This is a genomic window from Streptomyces sp. NPDC028305 (genome assembly GCF_055569495.1).
This window is the reverse complement of sequence record NZ_JBVHTN010000004.1, coordinates 174,753-200,769: the sequence shown is the minus strand read 5'-3', so window position 1 is coordinate 200,769 and position 26,017 is coordinate 174,753. Positions and strand designations below refer to the sequence as shown.

Genomic DNA, 26,017 nt, shown 5'->3' with positions numbered 1-26,017 from the left:
CATGAGCACCACCATCACCTTCGTCCGCGGCGACATCACCGACCAGCACGCCGACGCCATCGTCAACGCCGCGAACTCCTCCCTCCTCGGCGGCGGAGGCGTCGACGGCGCCATCCACCGCCGGGGCGGCCCCGAGATCCTGGAGGCGTGCCGGGCGCTGCGCGCGTCGCACTACGGCAAGGGGCTGCCGACGGGGCGGGCCGTGGCCACGACCGCGGGGCGGCTGCACGCCGACTGGGTCATCCACACCGTGGGGCCCGTGTGGTCCGCCACCGAGGACCGCTCGGAGCTTCTCGTCTCCTGCCACCGCGAGGCGCTGCGGGTCGCTGACGAACTCGGCGCCCGTACGGTCGCGTTCCCGGCCATCTCGACCGGCGTCTACCGGTGGCCGTTGGAGGACGCCGCCCGCATCGCCGTCGATACGGTGCGGGCCGCGGACACCGCGGTCGAGGAGGTCAGGTTCGTCCTCTTCGACGAGCCCGCGTACGCGGCATTCGCCGCGCACGCGAGTTAGGCCCTGTCCGGCGTACACCCCCTAGGGCGCGGTCGGGACGATCGGCTGGCCGCGGTCAGCAGGCCGCCGTTGCCCGCAGAGTCTCGCGATGCGCGCGGTTCGTGGCCATCAGCCCTTCGAGTGCGTCCCGGGTGTGGATGAGTTCGTCGATGTGGCGGGAGAGCCGGTCGTGCTCCTGTGCCATCCGCTCCAGCGCGGCGTCGGAATTCTCCTCACTGGGCGCGTCGACACACGGCAGCAGTTCGTAGATAGTGCGGCTGGACAGCCCCGCGGCGTACAGCCGCTGGATCAACGTGACCCGTTCGACCTCGTCGTCCGTGTAGTGCCGCTGCCCGCTGGCGCTGCGGGCGCTGGCGAGCAGCCCCTGTTCCTCGTAGTAGCGCAGGGATCTGACGCTGACCCCGGCCCGTGCGGCGAGCTCCCCGATGCGCATGCCGTCCTCCCGACTGTGACCCGCGACACAGAGCCTTGCCTCTGACATCCATGTGAGGTTTTAGCGTAACCGCCGAGCGCCCGAGAAGCGGGCGCCGCGGATCGCGGAGGAAACCCGACGTGACGACGACGACCCTTTTCGACAGCTATCGGCTCGGTGACCTGACGCTGCCCAACCGGGTGGTGATGGCCCCGATGTCGCGGATCCGGGCCGCCGACGGCGGTCTGGCGACGCCGTCGATGGCGACGTACTACGCGCAGCGGGCCACCGCCGGGCTGATCGTGAGCGAAGGCGTGCAGCCGAGTCTGATCGGGCAGTCCAATCCGGGCACACCGGGGCTGCACACCGACGATCAGGTCGCCGCGTGGCGCCCGGTGACCGCCGCCGTGCACTCCAACGGCGGCCGGATCTTCGCCCAGCTGATGCACGGCGGGCGGGTCTCACATCCGGACACCACCGGTATGCGCCCGGTCGGGCCCTCGGCCGTCGCCGCCGTCGGCGAGGTGTTCACCCCCACCGGGCCCCAGCCCGCGCCGACGCCGCGCGCCCTGGAGGCCGCCGAGGTGCCCGAGCACGCCCGGTCGTACGCGCAGGCCGCCCGCCGCGCCGTCGACGCCGGGTTCGACGGTGTCGAGCTGCACGGCGCCAATGGCTATCTGATCTCCCAGTTCCTCTCCTCGAACGCCAATCTGCGCACGGACCGCTACGGAGGCTCGGTCGCGGGCCGGATCCGGTTCGCCGTCGAAGCGGTGTCGGCGACCGTCGAGGCCGTCGGCGGGGCCAGGACCGGTATACGGCTCTCCCCGGGCGGGACGTTCTGGGGCGTGGCGGAGGCCGATGTTCCGGAGCTCTACACCGCGCTCCTGACCGAGTTGGCCCGCCTTGAGGTGGCGTACGTCCATCTCGAAGCCACCGCCGACGAGGAGGTGTTGATGGGCCTGCGCCGTGCGTGGCCCGGCACCCTCATCATGAACCCGGTGCTTCCGATGGGCCCGAAGCAGACCGGGCGGACCGAGGCCGACCACTGGCTCGGGCTGGGGGCCGACCTCATCAGCTTCGGGCGCGCCTTCATCGCCAACCCCGATCTGGTCGAGCGGCTGCGCACCGGCCTCCCGATCGCCCCGGCCGACGAGGCCACGTACTACCAGGGCGGCGACGCGGGTTATCTGACCTACTCGGCGTATCAGCACACGGCCTGACGCCGAGCGCGTCAGGAGACGCCTCACCCGGCCCCGCGAACGGCCCCGGGAACCGACCGCGGAAAGGCCCGCCGGTACTCGCTCGGCGACACCCCGATGTGCCGGAGGAAGTGGTGGCGGAGGTTGTTGGCCGTGCCCAGGCCGCTGAGTTCGCCGATCTTCTCGATGGGGAGGTCGGTCGACTCCAGCAGGGCCTGGGCCCGCCCGAGGCGCTGGGTGAGCAGCCACCGCAAGGGGGTCGTCCCCGTGGCCTCCTGGAGCCGCCGATAGAAGGTGCGGGGGCTCATCGCGGCCCGCAGCGCCAGGTCCCGCACCGTCAGGGGCCGGTCCAGGTGGGACCGGGCCCACTCCAGTACGGGGGCCAGCGCGTCGTCGTCGGTCGCGGGCACGGACAGGTCGATGAACTGGGCTTGGCCGCCGGGCCGGTGGGCGGGCACCACCATGCGGCGGGCGAGCTGGTTCGCGACATGGGCGCCGAGGTCGCGGCGCACCAGGTGGAGGCAGAGGTCGAGCCCGGCGGTCAGGCCCGCGCTGGTGAGCACGTCGCCGTCGTCCACGTACAGCACCGAGTCGTCGACCCGCACCTTCGGGTAGCGCTCGGCGAGTTGCGCGGTGTGCAGCCAATGGGCCGTGGCGCGCCGCCCGTCGAGCAGCCCGGCCTCGGCGAGCGCGAAGGCTCCGGTGCACAGGGAGACCATGCGGGCGCCCGCGTCGTAGGCCCGGCGCAGGGCCAGGATCAGCGCCTCCGGCAGGGGTTTGCCCTCTTCGACACAGGCGTCGGGCACCGAGGGCACGATGACCGTGTCGGCTCCGACCAGGTCGTCGAGGCCGTGGCCGGTCCGCAGCACGAGCCCGGTGCCGCCGTCCTCCGGCCGCTCCCCCGCTCCCGCTGCCGCTGCCGCTCCCATGCCGCACAGCCTCAGGTCGTACCAGGGGTCGGCCAGGTCGGCCTGTGCCTTCCCGAAGACGGTGCAGGGGATGCTCAGTTCGTAGAGGTCCCAGGAGGGGAGCCCTATCTCCTCGGTCACGACCACGGCCACGGAACCAGCGCTCATGCCTCGCAGCGTATGGCAGGAATTTGGTGGCGGTCGTCATCGGTGTCACTGTCCGCGGCCGCCGAGCGCTGCGAGCGTGGCAGGCGACGGAACAACCGCTGTGTGCGGACATACGAGGAGCTGTGAATTGAACACCGACCATGGCCACCAGGCCGTCACGGTCGTCGGACTGGGCTCGATGGGCTCGGCGCTGGCCTCCGCGCTACTGGACCGCGGCCACCCGACCACCGTGTGGAACCGCTCGGCGGACAAGGCCCGGCCGCTGGCCGACCGGGGCGCCCGCCCGGCCGCGACGCCCCGGGAGGCGATCGCGGCGAGCCCGCTCGTCCTCGCCTGTGTACTGGACTACGACGCGCTGCACACCGTCCTCGCCCCCGTCGCCGAGTCCCTCGCGGGCAAGGTCCTGGTCAATCTCACCTCCGGCTCGCCGGAGCAGGCCGATGAGATGGCCGGGTGGGCCCGGTCGCATGGCGCCGACTATCTCGACGGCGCGATCATGACCACCCCGCCCGGCGTCGGCAGCCCCGAGATGATGTTCCTCTACAGCGGTCCGCGGGCCGTCTTCGAGGCCCACCGGCCGACCCTGGCGGCCCTGGGCGACCCCCTGCACCTGTCCGAAGAACCCGGCCTGGCCTCCCTCTACGACGCGGCCCTGCTCGGCCTGATGTGGTCCACCATGGCCGGCTGGCTGCACGGCACCGCGCTGGTCGGCGCGGAGAAGACGCCGGCCACGGCCTTCACCCCCATCGCGATCCGCTGGCTGACCGCCGTGGCCGGTTTCCTCACCACCTACGCACCTCAGGTGGACGCCGGCCGCTACCCGGGCGACGACGCGACCATCGACGTGCAGATCGCGGCCATCGAGCACCTGCTCCACGCGGCCGCGTCCCGGGGCGTCGACAACGCCCTGCCCGAGCTGCTGAAGTCCACCATGGAGCGGGCCTCGGCGGCGGGCCACGGCCCGGACAGCTTCGCGGGGGTGATCGAGGTCCTGAGGGGGCCCGCGGACGACCGGTGAGCGGCGGGCGAGGGCCCGTTTGACACCCTGTCGTGGTGTACCGGACGTGTCCCGTCCCGAAGGAGGCAGGAATGCCGGATCCGCGCCAGGCCCGCGTGTCCGACCACCCCGCGCTCGTGGAGTGCGTACGGACGTGGTGGGGCGACTCCCGCACGCCTCAGCAGGCCCGCGAGCTGTCCCTGCTGCTGCCGAGGCTGTTTCTCCAGTTCTTCTCCGGCACCAGCCTGGTGCGGGAGGGCGGTTCGGGGGAGGTCGAGGCGTTCCTGGTCGGCTTCTACTCCGGCGACAACGACCGTGAGGCGTATATCCACTTCGTGGGGGTGGACCCGCGGCTGCGCGGGCAGGGCGTGGCGCGCGGGCTCTACGAGGCCTTCTTCCGGCGGGCCGCCGGGGCGGGCCGGACGGAGGTACGGGCCATCACCTCGCCGGGGAACACCGGGTCCATCGCGTTCCACCGGGCCCTGGGCTTCGAACTCGAAGCGGGCGACCGCGAGCTCGACGGAGTGCCCGTGCACAGCGACTACGACGGCCTGGGGCAGGCCCGCGTGTGCTTCCGCAGACGGCTCGACGGCACGGCCGTCACAACGCGATGACGTCGACGCCGACCCGGGGCAGCTCCCAGAGTTCGAGCGTGCCGTCGCACAGCTCCGCGAGGAACTGGACGGCGCCACCCGCGTAGTGCCACCAGCCGCCGTTGTGGGAGGCGACGGTGACCAGCCACTCCCCCGGGCCGTCCCCGGTCGTGCTCCACAGGAACATGTCGCCCTGGTTGGAATCCCCCCACGGCAGCAGCCCGCCCGGCGCCGGGTAGAGGCGCAGGCCGGCTGTCATGTCGTGTTCCCACCAGTCCCGGAGGTCCTCGGTCAGCGTCTCGCGGATGCCGTCGAGCAGATACCGCTCCTTCCCGGGCCTGGGGAGGTTGGGAAGGAGGAAGTCGCCGAGGATGAAATCGGGATAGCACTCGGCCAGGCGCTTGTAGTCGGCGGGCAGCGGGGTGCCCAGGCCCTCCTCCAGCACCGCCCAGTCGATCGCGACGGGCTCCGGCCGACGGTGAGCCGCCAGACCGGGCACGGCGCGCTCCAGCGCGGCGATCGCCTCGTCCGGATCGGTGAGGCGGCGCACCGGGGTCTGCGTGCCGATCAGGTCGTCGTGCGGGTCGTCGGTCGGTGCGTCGGTCGGATGGCTGCTCATGGCGCAGAGCGTGCCACACGCCTCCGACAGCGCCCGACGACCCCCGATACCGGCCCTGACCAGGGACGTCGCCTGGCGTTCACCCCCGTCCCCAACTGGCGCTCCAGAATGGCCGGTTCCCGTTTCGGACTGCGATCAGCCGTTCACCTTCCCGTCACCTGACCGCGCCCGGAATGTGGGTTTCCGCGAGCACGCTGCCGCCGTGAGACGCATATTCGGAATCGTCCTGGCGGTTCTGCTGATCGGCGGGGTGGCTGTCGCCGTCGTCGCGGGACGCGACAAGGACAAGGGCACGGCAACGACGACCGTGCGCGGAGTGATCGGGTCGGAGAAGGCCGAGTTCTTCGCCGACCCCGACGTGGTGAAGGCCCTCGCAGCCAAGGGATTCACCGTCAAGACGGAGACATCCGGCTCCTGGGCGATGGAGAACCTCCCGCTCAAGGGGTACGACTTCGCCTTCCCGAGCAGCGAGTCCCCCGCCGCCGAGCTGGCGCGGAAGGCCGGGGTCAGCGGCACGCCGCTGCGGCCCTTCTACTCGCCCCTGGTGGTCGTCGCGCACCGCAACGCCGCCGGGGTGCTGGCCGACAACGGGCTCGCGACGCTGACCGGCAAGAACACCGGCACGCTGAAGATGGCCGCGTACCTGAAGGCCGCCAAGGAGGACGGGACCTGGCAGCAGCTCAAGGGCTCGGGGAAGTACAGCGAGCTGAACGGCGTGGTGTCCATCACCAGCACCGACCCCTCCCAGTCCAACTCGGGCGCGCTGTATCTGGCCGCCGCCTCGTACGTGGAGAACGGCGGCCGTATCGTCGCCAATGACCAGGACATCGCCCGGACCGCCCCGCTGATGAAGAAGCTCATCAGCGTCCAGGGCGCCCAGCAGTCCAGCTCCGACGCCCCGTTCCGGGACTTCATCAGCGGGGCGGCCAACCCGCTGGTCCTGGTCTACGAGTCGCAGGTCGCCTCGCTGCTGATGCAGAAGCAGGACGTCGGCGACATGGTCGTCCTCTACCCGGACGTCACGGTCAACAGCGACCACACCCTGGTGCCGCTGACCTCTGAGGGCCGCAAGCTCGGCGAGCTGCTGAGCGGCGACAAGAAGCTGCGCGAGCTGGCCGTCCGGCACGGCTTCCGGCCGCAGGGCGCGGCCCCGGAGTTCATCGCCGCCACCGCGCCCCACACCGCGTATCTCAACCAGCGGCTGACCGGAGTCCGGCAGGCGCCCGTGCCCAAGGCCGAGGTGCTGCGGGACCTCGCGCGACGAGCCAGGAGCTAGGGAGACCATCATGGCCACTGACAACACCGACGACCTGGTCCTCACCCCGCCCGAGCCCGTCGCCCCGGTCCCCAAGGAGAAGGCGGCCGGCCTGGTGCCGGTCGAGGAGTCCGTACGGGAGGAGATGGAGCGCCGCGCCGCCGAGTACGTGAACACGCTGGCCGGACTGGACGCCCGCTCCCCCGAGTTCGCCACCCGGATCGGCGAGATCACCGCGCTCGGCGCGGGCGAGATGCGCGGCGCCGCCCAGCAGTCCAACCGGATGCTGGACCGCACCGTGCGCTCCCTCGCCCAGGGCGACGGCGACGCCCAGACCCGGGTCTCCTCCTCGCTGGTCGAGCTGCGCCGCACCGTCGAGGACCTGGACCCGCGCGACACCCAGCTGAAGGGCGCCCGCAAGCTGCTCTCCAAGCTGCCGGGCGGCAACAAGCTGCGCGACCACGTCGCCAAGTACGCCTCCGCCCAGTCCACCCTCAACAAGATCGTCGGATCGCTGCGCGGCGGCCAGGACGAGCTGCGCCGCGACAACGCAGCCCTGCACACCGAGCGGGTCCGCCTGTGGGAGAACATGGGCAAGCTCCAGGAGTACGCGGTGCTGGCCCAGGCCCTGGACACGGCGGTCGAGCGGCAGATCACGGCCGTCGAGGCCACCGACCCGACGCAGGCGGACGCGCTGCGCGCCGATGTGCTCTTCCCCGTCCGGCAGAAGCACCAGGACCTGCTGACGCAGCTCGCGGTGTGCGCGCAGGGCTATCTGGCGATGGACGTGGTGCGCCGCAACAACGAGGAGCTCATCAAGGGCGTCGACCGGGCCGCGACCACCACCGTCTCGGCGCTGCGCATCGCGGTGATGCTGTCCTCCGCGCTGGAGAGCCAGCGCAAGGTGACCGAGCAGGTCAACGCCCTGCGCGGGACCACGGAGGACCTGATCCGGGGCAACGCGGAGATGCTGGCCACGCAGAGCGGCGAGATCCAGCGGATCGCGGCCGACCCGGCGGTGGGCGTGGAGACGCTGCGCGGCGCGTTCCAGCAGATCTACCGGACGCTGGACGCGATCGACACCTACAAGGCGCGGGCGACCGAGTCGATGGCGGCGACGGTGGAGGCCCTGACCGACGAGCTCCAGCAGGCGAGCACGTACCTGGAACGCACCCGCGCGGCGGGCGCGGCCGAGGGGAGCCTCCAGTGAGCAGAGCCGACGGCGTGCCCCGGCGCGCCTTGATGGCCCTCGGCCTCGCCGCCGTGCTGCCGGTGAGCGCCTGCACCTCGGAGAGCGAGGACAACAAGCGGGGCAAGGGCGGCTCCCCCGGCACCCTGCGGATCCTGGCGAGCAGCGAGCTGACGGACATGAAGCCGGTGCTGGACGCGGCGCGCGAGGCGACCGGCGTCACCGTCGAGGCCACCTGGTCCGGCACCCTGGACGCGGTCGAGCAGGTGGCGTCCGGGAAGGCGGACGGGGTGTACGACGCGATCTGGCTGTCGTCCAACGACTACCTGCGGCTGCGCCCGGAGACCGCCAAGAAGATCACCTCGGAGACGCCGGTGATGACCTCGCCGGTCGCCCTCGGCGTCAAGACGGACGTCGTACGGCGGCTGGGCCGGCACCCGGACCAGGTCACCTGGGCGCGGATCCACCAGGCGGTGGCCGACGGGAAGCTGACGTACGGGATGACCGACCCGGTGCGCTCCAACTCCGGCTTCTCGGCGCTCATCTCGATCGCCTCGGGGCTGTCCGGCGCCCAGTCGGCGCTGCGCGACGCGGACGTGCGGAAGGTCACGCCGAAGCTCAAGGAGTTCTTCGCGGGGCAGAAGCTGACGTCCGGCTCCTCCGGGTGGCTGGCCCAGGCGTACATCCGGCGCGGCGACGTGGACGCCCTGATCAACTACGAGTCCGTCCTGCTGTCCCTGAACCGCGACCACCACACCGACCTGACGGTGATCCGCCCCCAAGACGGCGTGGTGACCGCCGACTACCCGCTCACCGCGCTCGCCTCGGCGTCCCAGGACGCGCGGGACTCGGTCCGCGCGCTCACCGAGTATCTGCGGTCCGCCAAGGCCCAGCGGACGCTGACCGAGCGGACCTTCCGGCGCCCCGTCGTCACCTCCGTACGCCCCGCGGCCCCGCTGTCCGCCGCCAAGCGGCGCGAACTGCCCTTCCCCGGCACCCGGTCGGTGGCCGACGGGCTGCTCGCCGCGTACGAGAACGAGCTGCGGCGGCCCTCGCGGACGGTGTACGTGCTGGACACCTCGGGCTCGATGGAGGGCGACCGGCTGGACCGGCTCAAGTCGGCGCTCACCCAGCTGGCCGGCGCGGACGGCTCCCCCACCGGGGAGCGGTTCCGGGACCGGGAGGAGGTGACGCTGATGCCCTTCGGCTCCGCGGTGAAGGCGGTCCGTACGCACACGGTCCCCGAGGACGACCCGGGCACGGCGCTGGCCGCCATCCGCGCGGACGCCAAGGCGCTGACCGCCGAGGGCGACACCGCGATCTTCAGCAGCCTGCGGGAGGCGTACCGCCATCTCGCCCGGCGCGCCTCGGACCTCGGGGACGACCGCTTCACCTCGATCGTGCTGATGACGGACGGGGAGAACACCACCGGGGCGTCCGCCGGCGACTTCGAGTCCTTCTACCGGCGCCTCCCCCAGGCGCAGCGGGTGACCCCCGTCTTCCCGATCGTCTTCGGCGACTCCGACCGGGCCGAGCTGGAGGGCATCGCCTCCCTCACCGGCGGACGCCTCTTCGACGCGACCAAGAGCTCGCTGAACGAGGCCTTCGAGGAGATCCGTGGCTACCAATAAGGCTCTGCGCTATCTGGAGTCCCGCAAGAACATCGCCGGCAGCGCGGCGGGGATCGCGGGCCTGGCCCTCACCTTCACCGGTCTCGCGGGCGCGTACTGGCCGGTGGTGGTGGCGGGCCTGTACGGCGCGGGCGCGCTGATCGCCCCGCCCGAGCGGCCCGCGGCGCCGGACTTCGCCGACCCCGCCCGGGAACTGGACGCCCTGCGCGAGGACTTCACGCGGCTCCAGGAGTATCTCGCCCAGGTCGAGCTGGGGCCCGCCGCCTCCGGCCGGCTCACCGAGCTGGACGGGCTGCTGGCGGCGCTGCTCGACCCGGAGCTGGCGGGCGAGGCGCTGCTGCTCGACCCGGAGGGGACGTACGCGCTGTCGCGGATCATCCGCCACGACGTCCCCGAGGCCGTGGACACCTACGCCCGGACCCGCTGGTGGACCCGGCTCTCCCCGGGCGCCGACCCGCCCGAGCGCCATCTGGAGCGCCAGCTGACGCTGCTGTTCGACGAGGCGGACGCGATGGCCTCCGCCCTGCGGGAGGCGGAGGCCCGCCGCCAGCAGACGCACACCCAGTACCTGGAGGACCGGGGACGCAACCACTAGAGCTGGTGACACCGGGCCATCGGACGGCGATTAGGATCCGATCGGCCCGGCGTGCACGGCGGGCCTCGGTACAACGGGGAGCACCACATGAGGAAAAGAATCGGCGGAATCGCCCTGGCCGCCGCGTTCGCGTCGGTATTCGCCACGGCCTCGACCGCGAGCGCCGCGAACGAGGGCGTGGGCTGGAAGCTGGAGTCCGGCTCGCCGTACTACATCACGAATCTTCAGCACAACAGCACGTACACCCTCACGTTCGTGACGCAGAAGTCGCAGAGCTGGCTCACGCCGTATCTGAAGGTTCCGGTCCAGCAGCTCAACGCCATCCCGGAGGTGAAGAACGCGGGAATCAAGTTCGTGCTGTCCACCAAGATCGAGGGTGGGACGAACTACCAGAACAAGAAGTACTGCGCCGGGCCGCAGAACCACATCATGTTTCTGCTGAAGTACCGGCCGATGGGGAAGGCGGGCTTCTCGCACGCCCTTCCCTGCTACAACACCAGGAACAACTCCGCCTGGGGCGGATATGTCGAGATGGACACCGAGTACTGGACCAGTACGGGCAAGGAGAACACCTGGTTCGGCTCGAACAAGGCCAAGGCTCACGCGATGACCCTCAACGCGGTCACCCATGAGCTGGGCCACATGATGGGTCTGGATCACCCGGACCCGTCCAAGTTCAGCCCGAACGAGAACCGGCCGGTCATGGCCTCGCCGAACGGCGGCTATCTGAACACCAACGGCGGCAAGTTCACGGCCGCGGACCAGCGCGGCGTCAAGAAGCTGGTCTCCAACGGCGGCTGACGCGCCCCAACGAGGCAGGGCCCCGCACACGGGTGCGGGGCCCTGGCCTTGAACGGCGCGCGAAGCTCTCGCCCGGAGCTCTCGCTCAGCCGAGACGCTCGACGAGCGAGCGGTGCTCGTCCCACATCTCCTTCGGCGTGTGGTCACCGAAGGTGCGCAGGTGGTCGGGGACCAGCGCCGCCTCCTCGCGCCACACCTCCTTGTCGACGGTCAGCAGCAGGTCGAGGTCGGCGTCGGCGATGTCCAGGCCGTCGGTGTCCAGCGCCTCGCGGGTCGGCAGCACGCCGATCGGGGTCTCCACGCCCTCGGCCCGGCCGTCGAGGCGGTCGACGATCCACTTGAGCACCCGGCTGTTCTCACCGAAGCCCGGCCACACGAACCGGCCGCCGGCGTCCTTGCGGAACCAGTTCACGTAGTAGATCTTCGGCAGCTTCGCCGGGTCGGCGGCCTTGCCGATCTTCACCCAGTGGGCCATGTAGTCGCCCATGTTGTAGCCGCAGAACGGCAGCATGGCGAACGGGTCGCGGCGCAGCTCGCCGACCTTGCCCTCGGCCGCGGCGGTCTTCTCGCTGGCCACGTTGGCGCCGAGGAAGACGCCGTGCTGCCAGTCGAAGGACTCGGTGACCAGCGGCACCGCGCTGGCGCGGCGGCCGCCGAAGAGGATCGCCGAGATCGGCACGCCCTTGGGGTCCTCCCACTCGGGCGCGATGATCGGGCACTGCCCGGCGGGCACGGTGAAGCGGGCGTTGGGGTGGGCGGCGGGGGTCTCGGACCCGGGCGTCCAGTCGTTGCCCTTCCAGTCGGTGAGGTGCGCGGGCGCGTCCTCCGTCATGCCCTCCCACCACACGTCGCCGTCGTCGGTGAGCGCGACGTTGGTGAAGACCGAGTTGCCCCACAGGGTCTTCATGGCGTTGGCGTTGGTGTGCTCGCCGGTGCCGGGCGCGACGCCGAAGAAGCCCGCCTCGGGGTTGATCGCGTAGAGCCGGCCGTCCTCGCCGAAGCGCATCCAGGCGATGTCGTCGCCGATGGTCTCGACCGTCCAGCCGTGGATGGTCGGCTCCAGCATGGCGAGGTTGGTCTTGCCGCAGGCGCTGGGGAAGGCCGCCGCGACGTACTTGGCCTCTCCCCGCGGCGGGGTGAGCTTGAGGATCAGCATGTGCTCGGCGAGCCAGCCCTCGTCGCGGGCCATGACGGAGGCGATGCGCAGGGCGTAGCACTTCTTGCCGAGCAGCGCGTTGCCGCCGTAGCCGGAGCCGTAGGACCAGATCTCGCGGCTCTCGGGGAAGTGGGAGATGTACTTGGTGCTGTTGCACGGCCAGGGGACGTCGGCCTGGCCGGGCTCCAGCGGGGCGCCGAGGGTGTGCACGGCCTTGACGAAGAAGCCCTCGTCACCGAGGACGTCGAGGACCTCCTGGCCCATGCGGGTCATGGTGCGCATGGAGACCGCGACATACGCGGAGTCGGTGATCTCGACGCCGATCGCGGACAGCGGCGAGCCGAGCGGGCCCATGCAGAACGGCACCACGTACATGGTCCGGCCGCGCATCGAGCCCCGGAAGACGCCCTGCTCCCCGGAGAAGATGGCGCGCATCTCGTCGGGGTGTTTCCAGTGGTTGGTCGGGCCCGCGTCCTGCTCGCGCTCGGAGCATATGAAGGTGCGGTCCTCGACGCGCGCCACGTCGGTGGGGTCCGAGGCCGCGTAGTACGAGTTCGGCCGCTTGATCGGGTCGAGACGCTGGAAGGTTCCCCTGTCCACGAGCTCCGCGCACAGGCGGTCGTACTCCGCCTCCGAGCCGTCGCACCACACCACCCGGTCGGGCTGGGTGAGCTCGGCGATCTCGCCGACCCAGGAGATCAGCTCCTGGTGGTTGGTGGGGGCTGTGGTGGTTGAGGAAGCCACATTGCTGGGCGCCACGATCGCTCCATCCCGCCGGGACCACCTCGGTCCGGCGTCACTGATTGAGGGTTTGGGCGGATATGTGCACTCATACCCGCATATCTGGACTTCTGGAGGTTATGGAGACAGCTGCCCCTTGGGGGCTGCGACCCGAATGCTCAGCTCATCCGGTGCCGACCGCGCTCATTTGATCATCCGACTGCTCGGCCGTTCTGTCCAGTGGACGCATTGGTGACCATCACCACTCGAAACAGGGGGGTAACCTACGGTTGCGTAGGTAGCATGAGCGCCATGACTGCCGCCGTGCCCGACCCCCCCGTTGACGCTTCGGTTGACACCACACCCGGGTCCCCAACAGCTCCGCCGGTACCGCTCAAGCCGCGGCTGCGAGGGTGGCTGCACGCCGGCATGTTCCCCGCCGCGCTGGTCGCCGGGGTGATCCTCACCGCCCTCGCCGACAGCCCGCGCGGGCGCCTGGCCTGCGCCGTCTTCACTCTCACCGCCTGCGCGCTGTTCGGCGTGAGCGCCCTGTACCACCGGGGCAACTGGGGCCCGCGCGCCACGGCCATCCTGCGCCGGCTGGACCACGCCAATATCTTCCTGATCATCGCGGGCAGCTACACGCCCTTCACGCTGCTGCTTCTGCCCCAGGGCAAACAGCAGTTGCTGCTGTGGCTGGTGTGGGCCGGGGCGCTCGCCGGGATCGCCTTCCGGGTGTTCTGGGTCGGCGCCCCGCGCTGGCTCTACACCCCCTGCTACATCGCGCTGGGCTGGGCGGCGGTCTTCTTCCTCCCCGACTTCCTGCGCACCGGCGGCATCGCCGTCATGACCCTGATCGTCGTCGGCGGGCTGCTCTACAGCGTGGGCGCGGTGATCTACGGCACCAAGCGCCCCAACCCCTCACCGCGCTGGTTCGGCTTCCACGAGGTGTTCCACTCCTTCACGCTGGCCGCCTTCGTCGTCCACTACGTGGGCATTTCCCTGGTGGCGTACCAGCACGCCTAACGCATTCCCCATCGATTGACAGCCCCCACCTTTTGAGAGTTACTGTCACTTGACGGTAACTCTCGGAGGTGTGCCTTGTCCGCTGTCTCCCCTGCCCCGGAAATCCCGAACGCCCCGGATCCGCGCCGCTGGTGGGCGCTGGGAGCCCTGGTCGCCGCCCTGCTGGTGATCGGCTTCGATACGACGATCCTCAACATCGCCCTGCCGCAGATGGCCACGGCGCTCGGCGCCGACACCGGCCAACAGCAGTGGATCGCCGACTCGTACACCGTCGTCTTCGCCGCCGGAATGCTCCCGGCCGGTCTGCTCGGCGACCGGTTCGGCCGCCGCTCGATGCTGGTGGCGGGGCTGGGCATCTTCCTGGCCGGCTCGGTCGTCGGCACCCTCGTGGACTCCGCGGGCCTCGTCATCGCCGCCCGCGTGATCATGGGCCTGGGCGCCGCACTGATCACGCCCCTGTCCATGGCCGTCCTGCCCTCCGTCTTCGGCCCCGAGGAGCGCGCCAAGGCCATCGGCGCGCTCAGCGCGGCCGCGGCGCTCGGCATGCCGCTGGGACCGCTGGTCGGCGGCTGGCTCCTGGACCACTACTGGTGGGGCTCGGTCTTCCTGATCAACATCCCCATGGCCGCGATCGCCATGGTCGTCTGCCTGTTCCTGCTCCCCGAGACCCGAGACCCGGCCGCCCCCAGGGTCGACCTCGTCAGCACCGCGCTGAGCACCACCGGGCTCTGCGCCCTCGTCTACGGCATCATCGAGGCCCCGCACCGGGGCTGGTCCGATCCGCTCATCTGCACCGCGCTCGCCGCGTCGGCGGCGCTGCTCACCGGACTCGTGCTGCGCGAGAGGCGGGCCGTACGCCCCGTGCTCGACCTGACGCTGCTGCGCCGTCCGGCCTTCCTGTGGAGCGCCGTCACCGCCATGCTGGTGAGCTTCTGCCTGCTGGGCCTGCTGTTCGTCCTGCCCCAGTACCTCCAGGCCGTGCTCGGCTACGACGCCTTCGGCACCGGGCTGCGGCTGCTGCCCATGATGGGCGGGCTGCTGATCTCAGCCCGCACGGCCGCCCCGCTCGCCGCGCGCTTCGGGGCCCGGCCCGTGATCGCCGGCGGGCTGCTGGTGCTCGCCGCGGCCGCGTTCCTGGGCTCGCGCACCCAGGTGGGCGACGGCTACGGCATGACCGCGCTCTGGCTGACGCTCACCGGCTTCGGCTTCGGCCTCGGCGTCGTCCCGGCCATGGACGCGGCCCTCGGCTCGCTGCCCAAGGACCGCGAGGGCACCGGCTCGGGGCTGCTCATGACGCTGCGGCAGGTCGGCGGCGCGATCGGGATCGCCCTGCTGGGCAGCCTGCTCGCGAGCGCGTACCAGGACCGGTTGGACACCACCGGACTGCCGCCGGGCACGGCGGAGATCGCCGACGACTCGGTGATCGCGGCCCGGCTGCTGGCCGAGCGCCTGCACAGCCCCGAGCTCGCCGCCTCCGCCGACCGCGCGTTCGTCCACGGCATGGGCCTGACCCTGCTGGTCACCGCCGCCGTCTCGCTGGCCGCGGCCGCCCTGACCGCAAGCTTCATGCCAGGCCGCGCCACACCCGACGGTCAGACCACCGAGGCCCCACCCATGGCCCAGGAGCACAGCGATGCCCGACAATGAGATTCATGGCACGTACCACCCCCGCGGCCCCGCCCAAGCTCGGACTGCGTGAGCGCAAGAAGATCCAGACCCGGCAGGCGATCCGGCGCGCCGCGTACCGGCTCTTCCAGGAACAGGGGTACGACGCCACCCCGGTCGACCAGATCGCGGAGGCCGCCGAGGTCTCCCCCAGCACGGTCTTCCGCTACTTCCCCACCAAAGAGGACATCGTCCTCACCGACGAGTACGACCCGCTCATCCTGGAGACGCTGCGCGCGCGGCCCCTCGACGAGCCGCCGGTGACGTCCCTGCGCCACTCGCTCGTCGGCCTGATCCGCCAGTACGCCGACGACGCCCGCGGGGAGTTGGAGGTCAGGCTGACCCTGATCCGGCAGGTCCCGGCGCTGCGCGGGCGGATGAGCGAGGGCATGACCCAGACCCGCGACATGCTGGGCGGGGTGCTGGCCGAGCGCAGCGGGCGGGCCGCGGACGACCTCGACGTGCGGGTGGTCGTGGCGGCAGTCCTCGGGGCGGTGCAGGAAGCGATCTTCTACTGCTTCGACCGCGGGCGGATCGAGGACGTGGAGAAGGAGATCGACCACGCGCTGGAGATCCTGGCCCGCGGCCTGACCCTGTGACGACGGGTGGCCGCGAGACGGCACCCCCAAGAAACCTCACCCCAGCTTCCCGGCCAGCACCCCCGCATCCCCCGTGGGCGCGTCACACGTGAACCGGCGGCACACGTACGCCGCGGGCCGCCCCTCCAGCAGCGGGCGGTCCAGCAGCAGCGGCACCTCCCCGGAGCCGGGCTCGCCGACCGCGACCACCGCCCCGGGCGCGGTGCCCAGGAGCGCGGCCCGGTGCAGGGCGCGCGTCGCCGGGTCGTCGCCCTGGCCGACGATGGCCACCTCGCGCGGCCCGTCCAGCAGCGCCTCGGCCACCGCGAGCCCCCACCCGATGAACCGCGGCACGCGCGCCCCGAGCGCCCGCACCACCCCCAGCGCGCGCTCGGCCGCCTCCCGGGGCCGGTCCTCGCCGGTGACGGCCGCGTACGACAGCAGCGCCCCGGCGGCGGCCGTCCAGCCCGACGGCGCGGCGTTGTCCGTCGGGTCCTGGGGGCGGCGGATGAGCTCCTCGGCGTCGTCCGCGGTGTCGTACAGCGTGCCGTCCTCGGCCGTGAAGTGGCGCAGCACGGTGTCCAGCAGCAGCCCCGCGATCTCGACCCAGGCGCCCTCGCCGGTCACGGACGACAGCGCGAGGAAGCCCTCGGCGACATCCGCGTAGTCCTCCAGGACGCCCGCGTGGGATCCGGCCGTGCCGTCCAGCGAGGTGCGGGCGAGCCGGGCGCGGTCGTCCAGGTGGACGCGGACCAGCAGGTCGGCGGCGGCCACCGCGGCCTCGACGAGGTCGGGGCGGTCGAAATACGCCCCGGTCTCGGCGAGTGCGGCGATCGCCAGGCCGTTCCACGCGGCGACCACCTTGTCGTCGCGGCCCGGCCGCGGCCGCCGCCCGCGCGCCGCGAGCAGCCGCTCCCGTACGGAGGCGACGCGCCCGGCGTCGGCCAGCGCCTCGCGGTCGGGGAGCCGCAGCACGGAGGCGCCCTGCTCGAAGGTGCCTTCCTCCGTCACACCGAAGTACTCGGCGGCCAGCTCGGCGTCCTTCTCCCCCAGCACCTCGCGCAGCTGCTCCGGGGTCCAGACGTAGTACGCGCCCTCGGCGTGGCCGCCCTTGCCGTCGTCGCTGTCGGCGTCGAGGGCCGAGGCGAACCCGCCCTGCTCGGTGCGCAGCTCGCGGACCATGAACTCGGCGGTCTCCACGGCGACACGGCGCGCCAGGTCGGAGCCCGTGGCCCGCCACAGATGCGCATAGACGCGACACAAAAGCGCGTTGTCGTACAGCATCTTCTCGAAGTGCGGCACGGTCCAGGTCTCGTCGACCGCGTAGCGTGCGAACCCCCCGCCCAGTTGGTCGTAGATGCCGCCGCGGGCCATCGCCTCGCAGGTCGCCTGGACCATCTGGAGCGCGGCCTCGGAGCCCGTGCGGGCGTGGTGGCGCAGCAGGAACTCCAGCACCATGGACGGCGGGAACTTCGGCGCGCCCCCGAAACCGCCGTGTACGGCGTCGAATTCGCGGGTCAGGGCCATCAGCGCGGTGGGCTGATCCTCCGGCCCCGGCGGCCGGGCGTCCCCGTACTCCAGAGAGGCCCCGCCGCGCTGGGCCAGGTCCCGCACGATGCGCGCGGCCACGTCCTTCACCTCGTCCCGGCGGTCCGCCCACGCGGCGCGGACGCCCTCCAGCACCTGCTGGAAGGACGGCATGCCGTGGCGCGGCGCCGGCGGGAAGTACGTGCCGAAGTAGAACGGCTCGGCCTCGGGCGTCAGGAAGACCGTCATCGGCCAGCCGCCCTGGCCGGTGGCGGCCTGCACGGCCTCCATGTAGACGGCGTCGACGTCGGGCCGCTCCTCGCGGTCGACCTTCACGGACACGAAGTGGGCGTTGAGATAGTCGGCGGTGGCCTCGTCCTCGAAGGATTCGCGGGCCATCACATGGCACCAGTGGCAGCTGGAATAGCCGACGCTCAGCAGCACGGGCACCCCGCGGCTGCGGGCCTCCCCGAACGCCTCGTCGGACCACGGCCGCCAGTCGACCGGATTGTCCGCGTGCTGAAGAAGGTACGGAGATGTCTCGTGCGCCAGACGGTTCGGCATGCCTCCATCCTCCCTCAACTCACGTCCGAAGCGAGTTATCCACAGGCCTGCCGGATATGAGCCAGAAACGGAACACTTGGTGCTGGCAGGAGGGGGACGAAGATGCCGGGATCACCGACCGCGCTGCGGGACAGTCATCGTGGAGAGATCGAGCGGCTGCTCGCGCGCGCCGTCGAGGAGGAGGTGCGGCGCTCCGGCGGGCGGACGAACGGCGGGGTGCTGCTGGGCCGTGCGCGGGCCGCGATGGAGGGCATGGCGGCCACCGCGGCCGAGGAGTACGGGGCGTATGTGCGCGCGCTGGAGGAGTCGGAGGCGGAGAGCAGGCCGCTGTCGTCGCGGCTGACGCGCCGGCAGCTGGGCACGCCGATGCTGGCCACCGCGGCCGCGGCGGCCGGGGCCATCGGCGCGGACCTCTCCTGGGGCACCTCGGTGGGCACGGCGCTGGGCGCGGGCGTGACCGCGGCGGTGGCCGGTTCGGCGGCCGCGGTCGTGGGGCTCACGGCGGGCCACTGGCCGGCCGCCCACCGCCGGGCCGCGCTGCGCAACCAGCCGGGCGGGGCGGAGCAGCTGAGGCTCCAGTGGCTCACGGCCGTGGAGGTGCGCGGCATCCGGCCGTTCATCGACCGGCATCGGATGACGACGGCCGCCACGCGGAGAAGCAGCGGGACCGACCGGGTCTCCGGCTCCGCGGCGGGCGCCGGGTCCGGCTCGGGCGGCGGCCCGGGGGCGAGCGGCGGTTCGGGTTCGGCCGGGGGCGGCGCGAGCCGTCTGGGCTCCGGGGGCCGCGCCGGGAAGGCGCCCCGGCTGCGCGGTGCCGACCGCAGCCAGGCGGCCCGCAGGCGCAGCGTGCTGGAGCAGTCCTTCGGCCATCTCCCCGAGGCGGACGGCCCGTTCGCTGGGCGCCGGGCGCAGATCACCCAGATCGCCCAGTGGGTCCAGCAGGCGCGGGCGAGCACGGAGACCAGACCGACGGTGGTGCTGCTGGAGGGCCCGCCCGGGTCGGGCCGGACGATGCTGGCGGTGCGGGCGGCGCACCATCTGCGCGACCAGTTCCGCGGCGCGTGTCTGGTGGATCTGCGCGGCGACAGCCACGACCAGGCCCCGCTGCCCACCCGAGACGCGCTGCTGCACCTGCTCAACCGGCTCGGCGCGCCCCGCGACCAGCTGCTGTTCCGGGAGCGGTCGGCCCAGGAGCAGCACATCAGGCGGCTCACCGAGCTCTACCACCAGCATCTGACCGGGCTGCCGGTCACCATCGTGCTGGACGACGCCAGCGACGCCGAGCAGGTGCGCACCCTGGTCCCGGAGCGGTCCGACAGCCTGGTGCTGGTCACCTCGCGCGCCCCGCTCGCGCTGCCGCCCGAGCTGGCCGCGTGGGTCCACCGGCTGGAGGTGGGCCCGCTGGACGAGCCGGGCGCCGAGGAACTGCTGCGCGCCTCCGCCGAGGAGCCCACGGGCGCGGGCCCCTATGACGGGCAGTCCGTGGAGCGGATCGCCGAGCTGTGCGGCCGGCTGCCGCTGGCGCTGCGCATCACGGGCTCCTCGCTCGGCCTCCGCACCCCCGGCGCCCTGGTCACCGCGCTGGAGGCATACGGCCCGGTGGGCCCCGTCGAGCGGGCGCTGTGGCTGCGGTACACCGACCAGACCGAGGGCGCCCGGCGGCTGCTGCGCCGTCTCGCGCTGGCCGGGCGGGCCAGCCTGGGCGCCGCCGCCGCGGCCGCGCTGCTGGAGACGGACGACCAGGAGGCGGTCCGCCATCTGGACGCGCTGGCCCGCGCCGGGCTGATCCAGCACGTCCGCGGCACCCGCTACCGGCTGCACGACCTGGTGCGCGGCTTCGCCCACGGCCGGCTGATGGACGAGGAGGAGCCGGCCCGGCGCACCGCCGCCCAGGAGCGGCTGATCCGCAGCTACGCGGAGCTGGCCGACTCGGTGATCCGGATGGTCGACGGCAAGACCTCCACCCGCGCCGACATGTTCACCCGGGGCGCGGCCGGAGGCCACGGCTTCACCTCCCTGGACGCGGCGCTGCGCTGGCTGGACGACGAGTCGAGCTTCATCACGGCGGCCCTGCGCCATGCCGAGGGCGTCGACCAGTCCGCGGTGCTGCATCTGCTGGGCGCGCTGTGCGACTACTGCCTGCTGCGCGGCGACCTGTACCGGCTCGGCGAGATCAGCGAGCTGACGCAGGCCGTCGACCAGGGGCTGCTGATGCGCTCGGTGCAGTGGCGCACCGGCATCGCGGCCCGGCAGCTGGGCGAGCTCGACCAGGCCCGCACCACCCTGTCCTCGGTGGTCGACCTGTATTTCGAGGCGCAGCACGAGGCGGGCGCGGCCCGGGCGCTGTGCAGCCTGGGCATCACCCTGCACCACCAGGGCAATCTCACCGAGGCCGCGGCGAAGCTGACCGAGGCGATGGAGCTTCAGGCGGCCGGCGAGCTGCGCGCGGACCGGGCGTGGACGATGCACGCGCTGGCCGCGGTGGAGCGCGACCGGGGGCGGCTCGCCGAGGCGCTGGCGCTGCTGGACGAGGCCCTGGAGCTGCACCGGGAGAGCGAGAGCGTGCACGGCCAGGCGTGGGCGCACTTCCAGCTCGGCCAGGCGTGTCTGCGCATGGGCGATGTGCCGCGCGCGGAGCGGGAGCTGCGCGAGGCGCTGGAGGCGTATGGCCGCACCCACGACCAGCGCGGCGAGGCGTGGGCGCTGACGCAGCTGGCCCGCGCCCGGCTGGTGGCCGGGGATGCGTCGGCGGCCGTCGACCGGCTGCGCCAGGCCCTGTCCCGCCACCGGGAGAACGAGGACGCGCGGGGCGAGGCGTGGACGCTGTACTACCTGGGCCAGGCGCTGGAGGAGCGGGGCGACCACGACTCGGCGGTGCGCGACCTGGAGCGGGCCCGCACCATGTTCAGCCGGATGAGGGATGTGTACGGGCTGGCCTGCGCCCGTCACCACTCGGCGCGGGTCACCCGGGATCTGCGGGCGGCGCAGACGGGCTCGCTGCGCAACAGCGGATTCGCCCGGCAGCTGCTCCAGGACGCGCGGCAGGACTTCCACCGGGTGGGGGTGGCCCATGGCGAGGCGTGGTCCTGTGTGGAGCTGGCGGTGATCGACGCGGGAAACGGCCGGGCGTCGCAGGCGCTGGATCTGGTGGACGAGGCGGCACGGCTGTTCGCGGGATACGGCGACCGGCGCGGCGAGAGCTGGGCCCGGTTCCTGCGCTGCACGCTGCTCCCGTTCGCCTCGGCGGGCGGCTCGGTCGTGGGCACGGCGGTGGCCCAGGAGGAGCTGATGGAGCTGCTGGGCGAGGTGCGGTCGGCCGACTGGGCGGGGGACGCCCGGCTCCAGGGGTGCGCGGAGGCGTTCACGCTGGTGCTGGAGCGCGGCGTGGAGCCGGAGACGGGATGGCAGGCATGGCAGCTCGGCATGGTGCCGAGCCGCCACGCGCGCGAGATCATGGCGGTCCTGCCGGCTGCGGCGGAGGTTCAGGACGCCCCGTACGGCTCCGCTGACCGAGGTGACCACGACGACCAGGGCGACCGGGGTGACCTATGACACGGTGATCCATGACACAAGGCGCCCTATGTCACAGGTGCCACGCGCGTCACCGGTGCCACTCCAGGGGCGGCGGGTCCGGAGGGCGGCCGTCAGGCCGTGCGCTCGCCCGTGGTGCCGCCCCGGGCTCCCTTCGAGGATGCGGCGGCCGGGGTCTCCCCGGCCTCCGGCTCCTCCTCGAAGTCCACCTTCTTCATGTGCTTGTTCATGGACTTCATCAGCAGCCACACCGCGCCGCCGATCACTGCGAAGACGATGAAGCCGAGGACGCCCGGCGTCACCTTGTTCTCGTCGAGCTCCTTGGCGAGCGACACGAGTTGTGTTGCGGCGAGGGTGCTGGTCGCGCTCATCATGAGCTCAATTGTTGCGGATGCCCGCGAAGAGGTCGTCCTCGGGGAGGGAAGTGTCGACGAGCGACTTGGCGAGCTCGTACTCCTCCGTCGGCCAGACCTCCTTCTGGATGTCCATCGGCACCCGGAACCAGCCGCCGTCGGGGTCGATCTGGGTGCGGTGCGCGATCAGCGCCTTGTCCCGGATCTCGAAGAATTCGGAGCAGGGGATGTAGGTGGTCAGGGTGCGCTCGGCCCGCTCGAACTCCTTCCAGCGCTCCAGCCACTCCCCGTACGGCGACTCCAGGCCGCGCGCGAGCAGCGCCTCGTGCAGCGCCACGGTGCGCGGCCGGTTGAAGCCCTGGTTGTAGTAGAGCTTCAGCGGCTGCCACGGCTCGCCCGCCTCGGGGTACTTCTCCGGGTCCCCCGCGGCCTCGAAGGCCACCATCGAGATCTTGTGGGTCATGATGTGGTCGGGGTGCGGATAACCGCCGTTCTCGTCATACGTGGTGATGACATGGGGCTTGAACTCGCGGATCAGCTTGACCAGCGTCCCCGCCGCCTCGTCCACGTCCTGGAGCGCGAAGCAGCCCTCGGGCAGCGGCGGCAGCGGGTCGCCCTCGGGCAGCCCGGAGTCCACATAGCCCAGCCACTCCTGCTTGACCCCGAGGATCTCGCGCGCCTCGTCCATCTCCTTGGCGCGTACCTCGTGGATGTGCTCCTCGATGTAGGGGTCCCCCTGGAGCTTGGGGTTGAGGATGGACCCGCGCTCACCGCCTGTGCAGGTCGCGACCAGCACGTCCACCCCCTCGGACACGTACTTGGCCATGGTGGCCGCGCCCTTGCTCGACTCGTCGTCGGGGTGGGCATGGACGGCCATCAAACGCAGCTGATCAGTCAACTCTCGATCCTCGGTGATTCGTCGTGGAAGACGGCTTCTATAGTGACCCAAACCGGGGGCGAATAATTCCGCGTCCGCCAACCAGGAGGAACGATCATGGCCACGGTGCGTGAGGGGCTGCCGGACGGGCGTTACGGCCGGTCGGCGGACCAGCGTGCCGACCGCAAGCTGAAGATCCTGGGTGCCGTGCTCGGCGCCGGGTTCCTCGCCATGATCGCCTGGTTCGGCTACTCATACATTACGGGCCAGCAGGAGATCAGCGGCCGGGTGATCGCCTTCAAGGTGGTCTCCGACGACGCGGTCGAGGTGCGCCTGGAGATCACCAAGGACACGGGCACCACCGGAGTGTGCACCCTCCGCACCCTGGACGCGGATCACGCCGAGGTGGGTCGCAAGGACTTCACCTTCGGCAAGGGCCAGGGAGACACGGTCAAGGTCGTGACGGTCCGCACCACAGGACGGGCTACCACCGCCGAGCTTGTCGGCTGCGACCCTGTGTCGGGCGGCTGAGCCCCGCCCGACCTGCGCTGACGCGTTTCGTACGCATTACGCCCACAATCCTCCTCCCCGTTTCGACCCGGAATTGTTAGGCTCGTGGTTTCGCCCGGCTTTGAAGGCGCACCCTTCTGAGTAGGGCGTTCATTTGTATTCCCAGCACCGACGAGGAGCACCTGTGACCCAGACCAGCGAGAACGTCACCTGGCTGACCCAGGAGGCGTACGACCAGCTCAAGGCCGAGCTGGAGTACCTGTCGGGTCCCGCACGTGTCGAGATCGCGAAGAAGATCGAGGCTGCCCGCGAGGAAGGTGACCTGCGGGAGAACGGCGGGTACCACGCGGCCAAGGAGGAGCAGGGCAAGCAGGAGCTCCGCGTGCGCCAGCTCACTCAGCTGCTCCAGCAGGCGAAGGTCGGCGAGGCCCCCGCGGACACCGGTGTGGTGGCCCCGGGCATGGTCGTCACGATCGCCTTCGACGGCGACCCTGACGACACCCTGACCTTCCTCCTCGCCTCCCGCGAGTACGCGAGCTCGGACGTCGAGACCTACTCGCCGCAGTCCCCGCTGGGCTCGGGTGTGAACGGTAAGAAGGTCGGCCAGGACGCCTCGTACGAGCTGCCCAACGGTCGCACCGCGTCGGTGAAGATCCTTGAGGCCAAGCCCTACCAGAGCTGAACCGCCCCGATCTCGGCGGCCGCCTCCCTCAGGCGGTCGCCGAGCGGTATTTCCGGACCGCCAGCGTCCGGAAGAACAGGATGATCAGGGTCGACCAGAGGACCGAGGCGAGCACCGGGTGCTGCATCGGCCAGGCGTCCGAGACCAGCCCCTCGGGATTGCCGAACAGCTCACGGCTCGCCTGCACCGTGGCGCTGAACGGATTCCAGTCGGCGATGTGCCCCAGGAAGGCGGGCATCTTGCTGGAGGGCACAAAGGCGTTCGAGATGAACGTCAGCGGGAACAGCCAGATCAGCCCGCCGGAGGTGGCCGCCTCGGGGGTCCGCACGGACAGCCCGATCAGCGCGCCGATCCAGGAGAAGGCGTATCCCAGCAGAAGCAGCAGCCCGAAGGCCGCCAGCGCCTTCAGCACCCCGTCGTGGACCCGCCACCCCACGATGACCGCGACGATCGCCAGCACCACCAGCGTCAGCGCCGTCTGCACCAGATCCGCGAGCGTACGGCCGGTGAGCACCGCGCCGCGGGCCATCGGCAGCGAGCGGAAGCGGTCGATCAGGCCCTTGTGCATATCGTCGGCGATCCCGGCGCCCGCGCCCGCCGTCGCGAAGGTGACGGTCTGCGCGAAGATCCCCGCCATCAGGAATTCCCGGTACACATTCGCGTCGGCACTGGTCTGCCCCGGCACCATGATCGCGCCGCCGAAGACATAGCTGAACAGCACCACGAACATGATCGGCTGCACCAGGCCGAACACCACCACCTCGGGAATCCGCATCATACGGATGAGATTCCGACGGGCGACGACCAGCGAGTCGCGGACCGACTGAACGGGCCCGCTCCGGATCCGGGGGGACACGGCGACGCGGGTCCCCCGCGCCGGAGCCGCCTCCGGTGTTGTCTCTCCCCCAGCCAGCGCTGGGCGATGTCCCTGGGCCATCACTGGACCTCCTCATCGGACGCGTCACCCTCGGCCCCGTCGCCCTCGGCGCCATGGCCCGTGAGCGAGATGAAGACATCGTCGAGCGTCGGGCGGCGCAGCCCGATGTCGTCGATCTCCACCCCGCGCGCATCCAGCTCCCGGATCACCTCGGCGAGCAGCTTGGCCCCGCCGACGACCGGCACGGTGACCTTACGGGTGTGCCGCTGCACGGCCGGCTCACCCTTGCCGAAGCCCCGCAGCACCTCCTCCGCGACCTCGATATGGGGCCGCTCATGGACCACCACCTCCACCCGCTCCCCGCCCGTGCGGGCCTTGAGCTGGTCGGAGGTGCCGCGCGCGATCACCCGGCCGTGGTCGATCACACAGATGTCGTCCGCCAGGTGATCGGCCTCCTCCAGATACTGCGTGGTCAGCAGCAGCGTCGTGCCGCCCGCCACCAGCTCCTGGATGACCTCCCACAGCGCCTGCCGGTTGCGCGGGTCGAGACCGGTGGTCGGCTCGTCCATGAACATCACCGGCGGGCTGACGACCAGGGCGGCCGCCAGGTCCAGGCGGCGGCGCATCCCGCCGGAGTATGTCTTGGCGACGCGGTCCGCCGCGTCCTTCAGATGGAACCGCTCCAGCAACTCGCTCGCGCGCGCCTTCGCCTCCCGCGCGCTCATCTGGTACAGCTGGCCCACCATGCGCAGGTTCTCACGGCCGGTCAGATACTCGTCCACCGCCGCGAACTGGCCGGACAGCCCGATCGAGCGGCGCACCTCGTTCGGATAGCGCAACACGTCCACGCCCGCGACCCGCGCCGCACCGCTGTCCGGCTGGAGCAGGGTGGTCAGCACGCGCACCGCGGTGGTCTTCCCCGCCCCGTTGGGCCCGAGCAGCCCGAGCACGGTCCCTTCCGGTACATCGAGATCGACCCCGTCCAGAGCTCTTACATCGCCGAAGGTCTTCACCAGACCTTCGGCATAGATGGCGCCTGGCATATGCGTCCCCCATCGGGCGTGTTCATA

At 71.6% G+C, this 26,017-nt stretch carries 24 protein-coding genes; 15 read left to right on the top strand and 9 right to left on the bottom strand.

Annotated elements, in window-relative coordinates; genetic code table 11:
- Position 1: 1 nt before the first annotated feature.
- Positions 2-514, top strand: a complete 513-nt coding sequence (locus tag ACZ4WQ_RS17165) for an O-acetyl-ADP-ribose deacetylase (RefSeq protein ID WP_398370982.1) — start codon at positions 2-4, stop codon at positions 512-514.
- Between the two features lie 55 nt (positions 515-569).
- On the opposite strand, the gene ACZ4WQ_RS17160 is transcribed toward ACZ4WQ_RS17165, so the two are convergent.
- Positions 570-947, bottom strand: coding sequence for a MerR family transcriptional regulator (locus ACZ4WQ_RS17160; RefSeq protein ID WP_311726241.1), 378 nt, complete (start codon positions 945-947; stop codon positions 570-572).
- Positions 948-1,066: 119 nt separating this feature from the next.
- On the opposite strand from ACZ4WQ_RS17160, the gene ACZ4WQ_RS17155 reads away from it, so the two are divergent.
- Positions 1,067-2,146, top strand: a complete 1,080-nt coding sequence (locus ACZ4WQ_RS17155; RefSeq protein WP_398370979.1) for an alkene reductase — start codon at positions 1,067-1,069, stop codon at positions 2,144-2,146.
- Positions 2,147-2,169: 23 nt separating this feature from the next.
- Here ACZ4WQ_RS17155 and ACZ4WQ_RS17150 read toward each other — a convergent pair whose 3' ends face one another.
- Complete coding sequence (locus ACZ4WQ_RS17150; protein WP_468022337.1) at positions 2,170-3,180, bottom strand: GlxA family transcriptional regulator; 1,011 nt, start codon at positions 3,178-3,180, stop codon at positions 2,170-2,172.
- Positions 3,181-3,328: 148 nt separating this feature from the next.
- Between ACZ4WQ_RS17150 and ACZ4WQ_RS17145 the strand changes: the two genes are divergently transcribed.
- Positions 3,329-4,219, top strand: coding sequence for an NAD(P)-dependent oxidoreductase (locus ACZ4WQ_RS17145; protein ID WP_398370975.1), 891 nt, complete (start codon positions 3,329-3,331; stop codon positions 4,217-4,219).
- 71 nt (positions 4,220-4,290) lie between these two features.
- Positions 4,291-4,812, top strand: coding sequence for a GNAT family N-acetyltransferase (locus tag ACZ4WQ_RS17140; protein ID WP_311726245.1), 522 nt, complete (start codon positions 4,291-4,293; stop codon positions 4,810-4,812).
- Here the strand turns inward: ACZ4WQ_RS17140 and ACZ4WQ_RS17135 are convergent.
- Positions 4,799-5,410, bottom strand: a complete 612-nt coding sequence (locus tag ACZ4WQ_RS17135; RefSeq protein ID WP_398370973.1) for an SMI1/KNR4 family protein — start codon at positions 5,408-5,410, stop codon at positions 4,799-4,801. The genes ACZ4WQ_RS17140 and ACZ4WQ_RS17135 overlap by 14 nt on opposite strands.
- Before the next feature lie 202 nt (positions 5,411-5,612).
- On the opposite strand from ACZ4WQ_RS17135, the gene ACZ4WQ_RS17130 reads away from it, so the two are divergent.
- The 5 genes from ACZ4WQ_RS17130 to ACZ4WQ_RS17110 all read left to right on the top strand — a co-directional run bounded on the left by ACZ4WQ_RS17130 (position 5,613) and on the right by ACZ4WQ_RS17110 (position 10,881).
- Positions 5,613-6,686, top strand: a complete 1,074-nt coding sequence (locus ACZ4WQ_RS17130; protein ID WP_398370971.1) for a hypothetical protein — start codon at positions 5,613-5,615, stop codon at positions 6,684-6,686.
- 10 nt (positions 6,687-6,696) lie between these two features.
- Complete coding sequence (locus ACZ4WQ_RS17125) at positions 6,697-7,875, top strand: toxic anion resistance protein (protein WP_385340558.1); 1,179 nt, start codon at positions 6,697-6,699, stop codon at positions 7,873-7,875.
- Positions 7,876-7,907: 32 nt separating this feature from the next.
- Positions 7,908-9,485, top strand: a complete 1,578-nt coding sequence (locus ACZ4WQ_RS17120; RefSeq protein WP_398371811.1) for a substrate-binding and vWA domain-containing protein — start codon at positions 7,908-7,910, stop codon at positions 9,483-9,485.
- Entirely contained in the window at positions 9,472-10,080 is a 609-nt protein-coding gene (locus ACZ4WQ_RS17115; protein WP_385340560.1) for a hypothetical protein, read from the top strand. The genes ACZ4WQ_RS17120 and ACZ4WQ_RS17115 overlap by 14 nt, the downstream gene beginning before the upstream one ends.
- Positions 10,081-10,167: 87 nt before the next feature.
- Positions 10,168-10,881 (top strand): hypothetical protein, encoded by a 714-nt coding sequence (locus ACZ4WQ_RS17110; RefSeq protein WP_311726250.1) that lies wholly within the window; start codon positions 10,168-10,170, stop codon positions 10,879-10,881.
- A gap of 85 nt (positions 10,882-10,966) precedes the next feature.
- Here ACZ4WQ_RS17110 and ACZ4WQ_RS17105 read toward each other — a convergent pair whose 3' ends face one another.
- Positions 10,967-12,796: a phosphoenolpyruvate carboxykinase (GTP) gene (locus ACZ4WQ_RS17105; protein WP_398370968.1), complete on the bottom strand. Its 1,830-nt coding sequence runs from the start codon at positions 12,794-12,796 to the stop codon at positions 10,967-10,969.
- A gap of 264 nt (positions 12,797-13,060) precedes the next feature.
- On the opposite strand from ACZ4WQ_RS17105, the gene trhA reads away from it, so the two are divergent.
- The 3 genes from trhA (at position 13,061) to ACZ4WQ_RS17090 (ending at position 16,047) form a co-directional block, all read left to right on the top strand.
- Entirely contained in the window at positions 13,061-13,783 is a 723-nt protein-coding gene (gene trhA, locus ACZ4WQ_RS17100; protein WP_385340564.1) for a PAQR family membrane homeostasis protein TrhA, read from the top strand.
- Positions 13,784-13,858: 75 nt separating this feature from the next.
- Positions 13,859-15,430 (top strand): MFS transporter, encoded by a 1,572-nt coding sequence (locus tag ACZ4WQ_RS17095; RefSeq protein WP_311726252.1) that lies wholly within the window; start codon positions 13,859-13,861, stop codon positions 15,428-15,430.
- Between the two features lie 5 nt (positions 15,431-15,435).
- Positions 15,436-16,047: a TetR/AcrR family transcriptional regulator gene (locus ACZ4WQ_RS17090; protein ID WP_398370965.1), complete on the top strand. Its 612-nt coding sequence runs from the start codon at positions 15,436-15,438 to the stop codon at positions 16,045-16,047.
- A gap of 36 nt (positions 16,048-16,083) precedes the next feature.
- Here ACZ4WQ_RS17090 and ACZ4WQ_RS17085 read toward each other — a convergent pair whose 3' ends face one another.
- A complete protein-coding gene (locus tag ACZ4WQ_RS17085) occupies positions 16,084-18,117 on the bottom strand; it encodes a thioredoxin domain-containing protein (protein ID WP_398370963.1) in 2,034 nt (677 codons plus the stop codon).
- Positions 18,118-18,219: 102 nt separating this feature from the next.
- On the opposite strand from ACZ4WQ_RS17085, the gene ACZ4WQ_RS17080 reads away from it, so the two are divergent.
- On the top strand, positions 18,220-21,669 hold the full coding sequence (locus tag ACZ4WQ_RS17080; RefSeq protein WP_398370961.1) for a tetratricopeptide repeat protein: 3,450 nt from the start codon (positions 18,220-18,222) through the stop codon (positions 21,667-21,669).
- A 92-nt stretch (positions 21,670-21,761) separates the two neighbouring features.
- On the opposite strand, the gene ACZ4WQ_RS17075 is transcribed toward ACZ4WQ_RS17080, so the two are convergent.
- Positions 21,762-22,019 carry an RAMP4 family protein gene (locus ACZ4WQ_RS17075; RefSeq protein ID WP_385340657.1) on the bottom strand — a complete coding sequence of 86 codons (258 nt, stop codon included), beginning with the start codon at positions 22,017-22,019 and terminating at the stop codon, positions 21,762-21,764.
- 7 nt (positions 22,020-22,026) lie between these two features.
- Positions 22,027-22,899 carry a mycothiol conjugate amidase Mca gene (mca, locus tag ACZ4WQ_RS17070; protein WP_311726257.1) on the bottom strand — a complete coding sequence of 291 codons (873 nt, stop codon included), beginning with the start codon at positions 22,897-22,899 and terminating at the stop codon, positions 22,027-22,029.
- Between the two features lie 96 nt (positions 22,900-22,995).
- On the opposite strand from mca, the gene ACZ4WQ_RS17065 reads away from it, so the two are divergent.
- Both ACZ4WQ_RS17065 and greA read left to right on the top strand, forming a co-directional pair.
- Positions 22,996-23,409 (top strand): DUF4307 domain-containing protein, encoded by a 414-nt coding sequence (locus ACZ4WQ_RS17065; protein WP_385340572.1) that lies wholly within the window; start codon positions 22,996-22,998, stop codon positions 23,407-23,409.
- Between the two features lie 163 nt (positions 23,410-23,572).
- Positions 23,573-24,070, top strand: coding sequence for a transcription elongation factor GreA (greA, locus tag ACZ4WQ_RS17060; RefSeq protein WP_311726259.1), 498 nt, complete (start codon positions 23,573-23,575; stop codon positions 24,068-24,070).
- Between the two features lie 28 nt (positions 24,071-24,098).
- On the opposite strand, the gene ACZ4WQ_RS17055 is transcribed toward greA, so the two are convergent.
- Positions 24,099-25,007, bottom strand: coding sequence for an ABC transporter permease (locus tag ACZ4WQ_RS17055; RefSeq protein ID WP_311726260.1), 909 nt, complete (start codon positions 25,005-25,007; stop codon positions 24,099-24,101).
- The gene (locus ACZ4WQ_RS17050) at positions 25,007-25,990 is read right to left on the bottom strand and encodes an ATP-binding cassette domain-containing protein (RefSeq protein ID WP_385340575.1); all 984 of its coding nucleotides are present in this window, start codon (positions 25,988-25,990) and stop codon (positions 25,007-25,009) included. The genes ACZ4WQ_RS17055 and ACZ4WQ_RS17050 overlap by 1 nt, the downstream gene beginning before the upstream one ends.
- Positions 25,991-26,017 lie beyond the last annotated feature (27 nt).